We start from the raw sequence: 8,034 nt of genomic DNA, 5'->3' as shown, positions 1-8,034 counted from the left end.
TCGCGAGCCCCGAGTGCCAGGTCCGCGCGCCCGCGAGCAGCCCCTCGACGCCCAGGACGTCGCCGCTGCAGCCGACCTCGACGGTGCTCGGCACCGCGGCCCGCAGCGCCGTCACCCGGTCCCGCAGGTCGCCGCCGCGCCCCCGGTCCCGGCCGCGGCTGCGCCGCCGGCTCCGGCCCCGGCCGAGGAGCTCGGCTCGCTGCGCGCCGGCGCCGCCGACGCGTCGATCCGCGTGGACGTCGACCTGCTCGACGCCCTGATGCGCCAGGTCGGCGAGCTGGTGCTGGCCCGCAACCAGATCAGCCGGCTGGCGGGGGGCACCGACGACGTCGACCTCGCCCGCTCCGCGCAGCGCCTCAACCTCATCGCCGGCGAGCTGCAGGAGGGGGTCATGAAGACCCGCATGCAGCCCATCGAGCACCTGTGGTCGAAGATGCCGCGCATGGTCCGCGACGTCGCGGCGGCCTGCCACCGCGAGGTGCAGCTGGAGCTGTCCGGCGGCGACACCGAGCTCGACCGCAGCCTGCTGGAGGCCGTGAAGGACCCGCTGACGCACCTGGTGCGCAACGCGGTCGACCACGGCATCGAGGCCTCGGCGGACCGCATCGCCGCAGGCAAGGCGCCGAAGGGTGTCCTGGGGCTGCGCGCGTACCACGCGTCCGGCCAGGTGGTGGTGGAGGTCGCCGACGACGGCCGGGGCATCGACCCGGAGAAGATCGGCGCCAAGGCGGTCCAGAAGGGCCTGCGGACAGCCGACCAGGTCGCGGCGATGAGCCAGGCGGATCTGCTGCAGCTGCTGTTCCTCGCCGGGTTCTCGACGGCCGAGGTCGTGTCCAACGTGTCCGGCCGCGGCGTCGGCATGGACGTCGTCCGCACCAAGATCGAGGCGATCGGCGGCGCGGTCGAGGTCGACTCGGTCGTGGGCCGCGGCACCACGTGGCGGCTGCGCATCCCGCTGACGCTGGCGATCATGCCCGCGCTGACGGTGGAGTGCAGCGGCGACCTGTACGCGATCCCGCAGGTCAACCTGCTGGAGCTCGTGGCGCTCGACTCGCAGCGCTCGGAGTCCGGCATCGAGCACATCCACGAGGCGGCCGTGTACCGGCTGCGCGGGGAGCTGCTGCCGCTGGTCTCGCTGTCCTCGGTCCTGGAGGTCGGCGGCGAGCGCCCGGAGAACGCGGTCATCGCGGTGGTCCAGTCGGACCAGCAGCGGTTCGGCCTGCTGGTCGACCGGGTGCTCAACACCGAGGAGATCGTGGTCAAGCCGCTGTCCGCCCGCCTGAAGGCGATCGGCGCGTACTCGGGTGCGACCGTCCTCGGCGACGGCCACGTCGCGCTGATCCTGGACGTGCAGGCCATCGCCCGCCGCGCCCTGGCCGGCGAGCTCGACGTCGCCGCCCGCGACGCGCACGACAACGCGGCGGCGAACGCGGCCCGCGACACCCAGCAGGTCCTGGTCGTCGGGATCGGCGGCGGCCGCCAGGTCGCCATGCCGCTCGCGTCGGTCGCCCGCCTGGAGCACGTGCAGGCCGACCAGGTCGAGTACGTCGGCGGGCGGGAGGTCGTGCAGTACCGCGGCACGATCCTGCCGCTGGCCCGGCTGGACCGGATCCTCGGCGCCTACGGGTCCGAGGAGTCGTCCGAGCTGCTGCTCGTCGTCTACAGCCGCGCGGGCCGCAGCGTCGGCCTCGTGGTCAAGGAGATCGTCGACATCGTCGACGACGACTCGGCCCGGCACTCCGACATCGAGGACGCCGGCCTGGTCGGCTCCACGGTGCTGGGGGAGAAGGTCACGGAGCTGCTGGACGTGCGCCGCGCGATCCTCGCCGCCGACGCGGCGTTCTACGACGAGCGGCCCGAGCACCGCTCCACGTACGACGACCTCCCGACGCAGGTCGGCGGGTCCGAGCTGGTGGGAGCCACCCGATGAGCCAGTACGTCACGTTCAGCCTCGGCGGCAGCCTGTACGGGGTCGACGTCACGCGGGTGCAGGAGGCGCTGCGTTCGCACGTCCGCACCCGCGTGCCGCTGGCCCCGCCCGGGGTCGCCGGCCTGGTGAACCTGCGCGGTCAGGTCGTCCTCACGGTCGACCTGCGTCCCCGCCTCGGCCTCGAGCCGCTCGGCGAGGACGCGGAGCCGATGATGGTCGTCGTGCAGGTGGCGGGCGAGCCCGTCAGCCTGCTGGTCGACGAGATCGGTGACGTCATGGAGGTCGGCCCCGAGACGTTCGAGGCCCCGCCGGAGACGCTGGACGCCGCCCTGCGGCCGCTGATCCTCGGCGCGCACAAGCTCGACGGCCGGCTGCTGCTGGTCCTGGACGTGGACCAGGCCACCGCGGCCTGACGCCCGCGCGCACGGAGCACCCGCGAGGGGCCCGCGCCGACCTCCTCCCGGGGCGTCGGCGCGGGCCCCTCGCGTCGTCCCGGGAGCTAAGCGCTTCACTTCACCCGCCGGCGACGGTCATGCAGGTCAGGGCCCTGCCGATGGGAGGGGCGTCCCGGCGACACGTCGGGCCCGCGCTCAGCTGCGCGGGTCGCGTCGCCCCCGCACGCAGTGGAGCCTCCATGTCCCGAACCGTCACCGCCCCGTCCCGCGCCCGCGGGCTGCGGCTGTCCATCGCCGGCAAGGTGCTCGGCCTGCTGGCCGCCGCCGGGCTCGTCGCCGTGCTCGTCGCGGTGGCCGCCGCGACCAGCCTGGTCCAGCTGCGCGACGAGGTCGCGAAGGAGGGCGCCTACGTCGCCCAGCTCGGGCAGGTCAGCGACCTGCAGCGCGCGCTCCAGGCGGGGCGGGCCCGGATGGTGGAGTACCCGGCGGCGTCGACGGACGTCCGGTCCGACCTGCGCGACCAGCTCGACGAGTACGTCGCGTCGATCCAGGAGCAGCAGGCGGCGTACGGCGACCTGGCGGTGAACGACCAGGCGTGGTCCGACTTCGACTCGGGCTGGAACGAGATGGTCCGCCTGGCGCAGGACGAGCTGTTCCCGATGGCCGACGAGGGCGACGTGGCCGGGGCGGCGGCGTTCTACCGCGCGCAGATCCTGCCGCAGACGACGATCGCGGCGGACGCCATCGCCCTGGAGAACCAGTCGGTGGCCGAGGTCGCCGACGCGAGCACCGACGCGGCGTCCGCGCTGGTGACCCGCACGATCGTGACGGTCGTCGCGCTGCTGGTCGCCGGCCTCGCGATCGTGCTCGTGATCGGCTTCGTCGTGTCGCGGCGGCTGGCGCAGGGCGCCGGCCAGGTGCGGCACGCGCTCGAGGCGATGGCCGAGGGCGACCTCACGGTTCGGGCCGACGTCCGCACCGCCGACGAGCTGGGCGACATGGCGCGGTCCCTCCAGACCGCCCAGGGCAGCCTGCGCGGCGTGGTGTCCGGCGTCGTCGAGACGGCGCAGACGGTCGCCGCGGCGGCCGAGGAGCTCTCGGCCGCCTCCACCCAGGTGGTGGCCGGTTCGGACGAGACCTCCGCGCAGGCGGGGGTCGTGGCGGCGGCGGCGGAGCAGGTGTCGCGGAACGTGCAGACGGTGGCGGCGGGTGCCGAGCAGATGGGTGCGAGCATCCGGGAGATCGCGCAGAACGCGTCGCAGGCGGCGAAGGTCGCGGGTCAGGCCACGGACGCGGCGGCGGTGACGAACGAGCAGGTCGCGCGGCTGGGGACGTCGTCGCAGGAGATCGGCAACGTCGTCAAGGTGATCACGAGCATCGCCGAGCAGACGAACCTGCTGGCGCTGAACGCGACCATCGAGGCCGCGCGCGCGGGCGAGGCCGGCAAGGGCTTCGCGGTCGTGGCCGGCGAGGTCAAGGAGCTGGCGCAGGAGACGGCGAAGGCGACCGAGGACATCGCGCGGCGGGTGGAGGCGATCCAGGCGGACACCAGCGGTGCGGTGGGGGCGATCGGGGAGATCAGCCACATCATCGCGAGCATCAACGACTACCAGCTGACGATCGCCTCGGCGGTGGAGGAGCAGACCGCCACGACCACGGAGATGTCCCGGTCGGTGGCCGAGGCCGCGACGGGGTCGGGGGAGATCGCCACCAACATCACCGGCGTCGCCTCCGCCGCGACCGAGTCCTCCCAGACCCTCAACCAGATGGGGTCCGCCATCGGCGAGCTGGCCCGGCTGTCCGAGGACCTGCGCGGACGCGTGGCCCAGTTCACGTACTGAGCACGCCCCGCGCGCACCGGCCGCGGCGACCCCGACGAGGGGGCGCCGCGGCCGGTCGTCGTCCACCGCGGGTTCACCCCGGCCGCGGCTCACGCCGGTCCGCCCCCGGTCGATCAGATGCCCAGCAGGGGACGACACCGAGGAACGAGGACCCACCATGAGCGTCACCACGACGTCGAGGCAGCCGCGCACGGCCGCCCTCGACCGCGTGCCCACGCCGCGCGGCCCGGGCGGGTCCGCCCCCGCGCGCACCGCCGGCGGCCACCCGTCGCCGGACGGCCGCCGCACCGGTCGCGTCGCGGCCCTGTTCGTCGACCGCGGCGTCCGCACCAAGATCCTGGTCCTGCTCGCGGTCGTCGTCGCCGTCGTGGCGGGGACGGGCGTGTTCGCCTCCGTGCGGATGAGCGACCTCGCGGCGAGCACCGCCACCGTCCAGGGTGTGTCCGCGGGCGTCATCGCGCCGCTCGCCGTCGTGCACCAGGAGGAGATCAAGGCGCGCATGCTGATCGCGCAGGCCGGTGCGAGCGACACCACCACCGCGGCGCAGCAGCAGGAGCGCACCGACGCGATGGCGGCGACGGACGCCGACCTGCAGGCCGCGGCCGACGCGTTCGAGGCCGGTCTGGACGGCGTCACCGTCCCGGGCTGGGACGACTTCAAGGCGGCGTGGGCGCAGTGGCAGCAGGTCCGTGACGACCAGCTGATCCCGGCCGCGTTCGCGGACGACACCGCGACGTTCGGCGAGGTCACCGACGGCCCGGCCCAGGACGCGGTCGACGCCATGGTCACCGGCCTCGAGGCCGCCGAGCAGTCGGCCGCCGACTACCTGCAGACCGTCTCCGACGACGCGGCCGCGAAGGCGACCGCCGGCGCGCGCCTGCTGCTCGTCGTGCTCGCCGCGGGCGTGCTGCTGGTGGGCGCGATCGGCATGGTCATCGCCCAGATCATCCGCCGCCAGGTCACCGAGGTGCAGCGGGCGATCGAGGCCATGGCGGAGGGCGACCTGACCGTCGTCGCGCAGGTCGACTCGACCGACGAGCTCGGGCAGATGGCCCGCTCGCTGACCCGGGCGCAGGAGAACCTGCGCTCGACGATCACGGGCGTCGTCGAGACGGCGCAGACCGTCGCCGCCGCGGCCGAGGAGCTGTCCGCCGCGTCGCACCAGGTGGTCGCCGGCTCCGACGAGACCTCCGCGCAGGCCGGGGTCGTCGCCGCGGCGGCGGAGCAGGTGTCCCGGAACGTGCAGACGGTCGCCGCGGGCGCCGAGCAGATGGGCGCCAGCATCCGCGAGATCGCGCAGAACTCGACGCAGGCCGCGAAGATCGCCGGCCAGGCGACCGACGTCGCCCAGTCGACCAACGACCAGGTCGCCCGCCTCGGCGTCTCGAGCCAGGAGATCGGCAACGTCGTCAAGGTCATCACCAGCATCGCCGAGCAGACGAACCTGCTGGCGCTGAACGCGACGATCGAGGCGGCGCGCGCCGGGGAGGCCGGCAAGGGCTTCGCCGTCGTCGCCGGCGAGGTCAAGGAGCTCGCGCAGGAGACGGCCAAGGCCACGGAGGACATCGCCCGCCGGGTCGAGGCCATCCAGGGCGACACCACCGGGGCCGTCGCGGCGATCAGCGAGATCTCGTCGATCATCGCGTCGATCAACGACTACCAGCTGACGATCGCCAGCGCGGTCGAGGAGCAGACGGCGACGACCAACGAGATGTCCCGGTCGGTCGCCGAGGCCGCCACCGGCTCGGGCGAGATCGCCACCAACATCACCGGGGTCGCCGCGGCGGCCGCGGAGTCCTCGCAGACGCTGAACCAGATGGGCGGCGCGATCGGCGAGCTGGCCCGCATGGCCGAGGACCTGCGCGCCCGGGTGGGCGGCTTCCGGTACTGACCCCGGCCCGGCGCCGCGCGCCCGGCCCCCCGCACGCCCGGCGCCCAGCGCCGAGCGAGCAGCCGACACGTCGAGCGAGCACCCAGCGGGTGCTCGCTCGACGTGTCGCGTACCCCCTCGGCGCACCGGGCGGCCGCCGCGGGCCGAGCGGCGGGCCGGTCCGCGGGCCCGATTCCACCCGGCCGCCGTGCCGCGGAACCGCTCGCGCCGCCGCGGCGGCGGCCGATGGTGAGGACGTAGGTCCCCCTCGACGAAGGAACGACAGATGAGCGTGCAGCACGACGGCTCCCCGCGGCGGCTCTGGGCCGACCGCCCGGTGCTGGTCAAGATCCTCACCGCGGTGCTCGTGATGGTCGCGATGACCGCGGTCGTGACCGCCGTGGCGATCGGCTCCCTGCGCACGCTGCGCGCGGACGCCGCCGAGATGTACTCCGGCAACGTGACGCCGCTGCAGCAGCTCACCGAGATCCAGCGCTCGTTCCAGGGCGACCGGGCCCGCGTCATCCAGTACGGCATCGCGGACGCCGAGACCCGCGCCACCCTCGCGGACGAGCTCACCGAGCGCCAGGGCGACCTCGCCGCGCAGATCGAGGAGTACCGGGCCAACGCGGTCAGCCAGGACGACGTCGACGCGGTCGTCGCCGCCCTGGACGACTACTACGCGGCCGCGGAGGACACGCTGTTCCCGATGGCCGACGCCGGCGACGCCGAGCAGTTCGGCACGTACTTCAACGACACCGTGCGCCCGCTGACGACCGCGGTGCTGGACGCCATGCAGGTCGAGACCACCTCGCAGGGGGACCAGGCGGCGGCGCTCGCGAAGGAGACGGACGACCTGGGCGCCCGCTCCGTGTGGATCACGGTGCTGGTCGCGCTGCTGGGCGCGGTGGCCGCGTCCGCGCTGGCGTTCGTGGTCGCGCGCGGCATCGTCCGCCGGATCGGCGGCGTGTCCCACGCGCTCGCCGCGGCCGGCGACGGCGACCTGACCGTGCCGTCCGGCGTCACCGGCGGGGACGAGATCGGCACCCTCGCGGTCGACCTCGAGCGCACCCAGACCAGCCTGCGCGGCCTGGTGTCCGGCGTCGTCGAGACGGCCCAGACGGTGGCCGCGGCCGCCGAGGAGCTGTCCGTCGCGTCGCACCAGGTGGTCGCCGGCTCCGACGAGACCTCGGCCCAGGCCGGCGTCGTCGCGGCCGCGGCCGAGCAGGTGTCCCGCAACGTGCAGACCGTGGCGGCGGGCGCCGAGGAGATGGGCGCCTCCATCCGCGAGATCGCGCAGAACGCGTCCCAGGCGGCCAAGGTCGCGGGCCAGGCGACCGACGTCGCCGCGGCCACCAACGACCAGGTGACCCGGCTCGGCGAGTCGAGCCAGGAGATCGGCAACGTGGTCAAGGCCATCACGTCGATCGCCGAGCAGACCAACCTGCTGGCGCTGAACGCCACGATCGAGGCGGCCCGCGCGGGCGAGGCCGGCAAGGGCTTCGCGGTCGTGGCCGGCGAGGTCAAGGAGCTGGCCCAGGAGACCGCCAAGGCCACGGAGGACATCGTCCGCCGGGTCGAGGCCATCCAGGCCGACACCGGCGCCGCGGTGACCGCGATCGGCGAGATCTCGCACATCATCGCGAGCATCAACGACTACCAGCTGACGATCGCCTCGGCGGTCGAGGAGCAGACCGCCACCACGACGGAGATGTCCCGCTCGGTGGCCGAGGCCGCGACCGGCTCCGGCGAGATCGCCACCAACATCACCGGCGTCGCGTCCGCGACGGCCACCTCCTCGCAGACCCTCGGGCAGATGGGCGACTCGATCGGCGAGCTCGCGCGCATGTCCGAGGACCTGCGCGGCCGGGTGTCCCGCTTCACCTACTGACGGGAGCCGCCGTCAGCACGAGGCCGCCCGGGTGCCGCACCCGGGCGGCCTCGCGGTGTTCACCCGCCGTTTCCGCGGGAGAGCGCTCACATCCGCGCGGTCCCGGT

General features: G+C 74.4%; 5 protein-coding genes. All 5 read left to right on the top strand.

All coding sequences use genetic code 11. The features are described from left to right. On the top strand, positions 1 to 1,930 hold a 1,930-nt coding region (locus FA014_RS06105; protein ID WP_154728811.1), incomplete at its 5' end, for a chemotaxis protein CheA. Further along, positions 1,927 to 2,343: a chemotaxis protein CheW gene (locus FA014_RS06100; protein WP_154728810.1), complete on the top strand. Its 417-nt coding sequence runs from the start codon at positions 1,927 to 1,929 to the stop codon at positions 2,341 to 2,343. The genes FA014_RS06105 and FA014_RS06100, both read left to right, overlap by 4 nt. A 221-nt stretch (positions 2,344 to 2,564) precedes the next feature. Next, complete coding sequence (locus tag FA014_RS06095) at positions 2,565 to 4,166, top strand: methyl-accepting chemotaxis protein (RefSeq protein WP_154728809.1); 1,602 nt, start codon at positions 2,565 to 2,567, stop codon at positions 4,164 to 4,166. Positions 4,167 to 4,323: 157 nt separating this feature from the next. Next, positions 4,324 to 6,057 (top strand): methyl-accepting chemotaxis protein, encoded by a 1,734-nt coding sequence (locus FA014_RS06090; protein ID WP_154728808.1) that lies wholly within the window; start codon positions 4,324 to 4,326, stop codon positions 6,055 to 6,057. A gap of 265 nt (positions 6,058 to 6,322) precedes the next feature. Beyond that, a complete protein-coding gene (locus FA014_RS06085; protein WP_154728807.1) occupies positions 6,323 to 7,927 on the top strand; it encodes a methyl-accepting chemotaxis protein in 1,605 nt (534 codons plus the stop codon). Positions 7,928 to 8,034 lie beyond the last annotated feature (107 nt).

Source organism: Cellulomonas hominis (assembly GCF_005239125.1).
Lineage (GTDB): Bacteria > Actinomycetota > Actinomycetes > Actinomycetales > Cellulomonadaceae > Cellulomonas > Cellulomonas hominis_A.
This window is presented reverse-complemented; position numbering and strand designations above follow the sequence as displayed.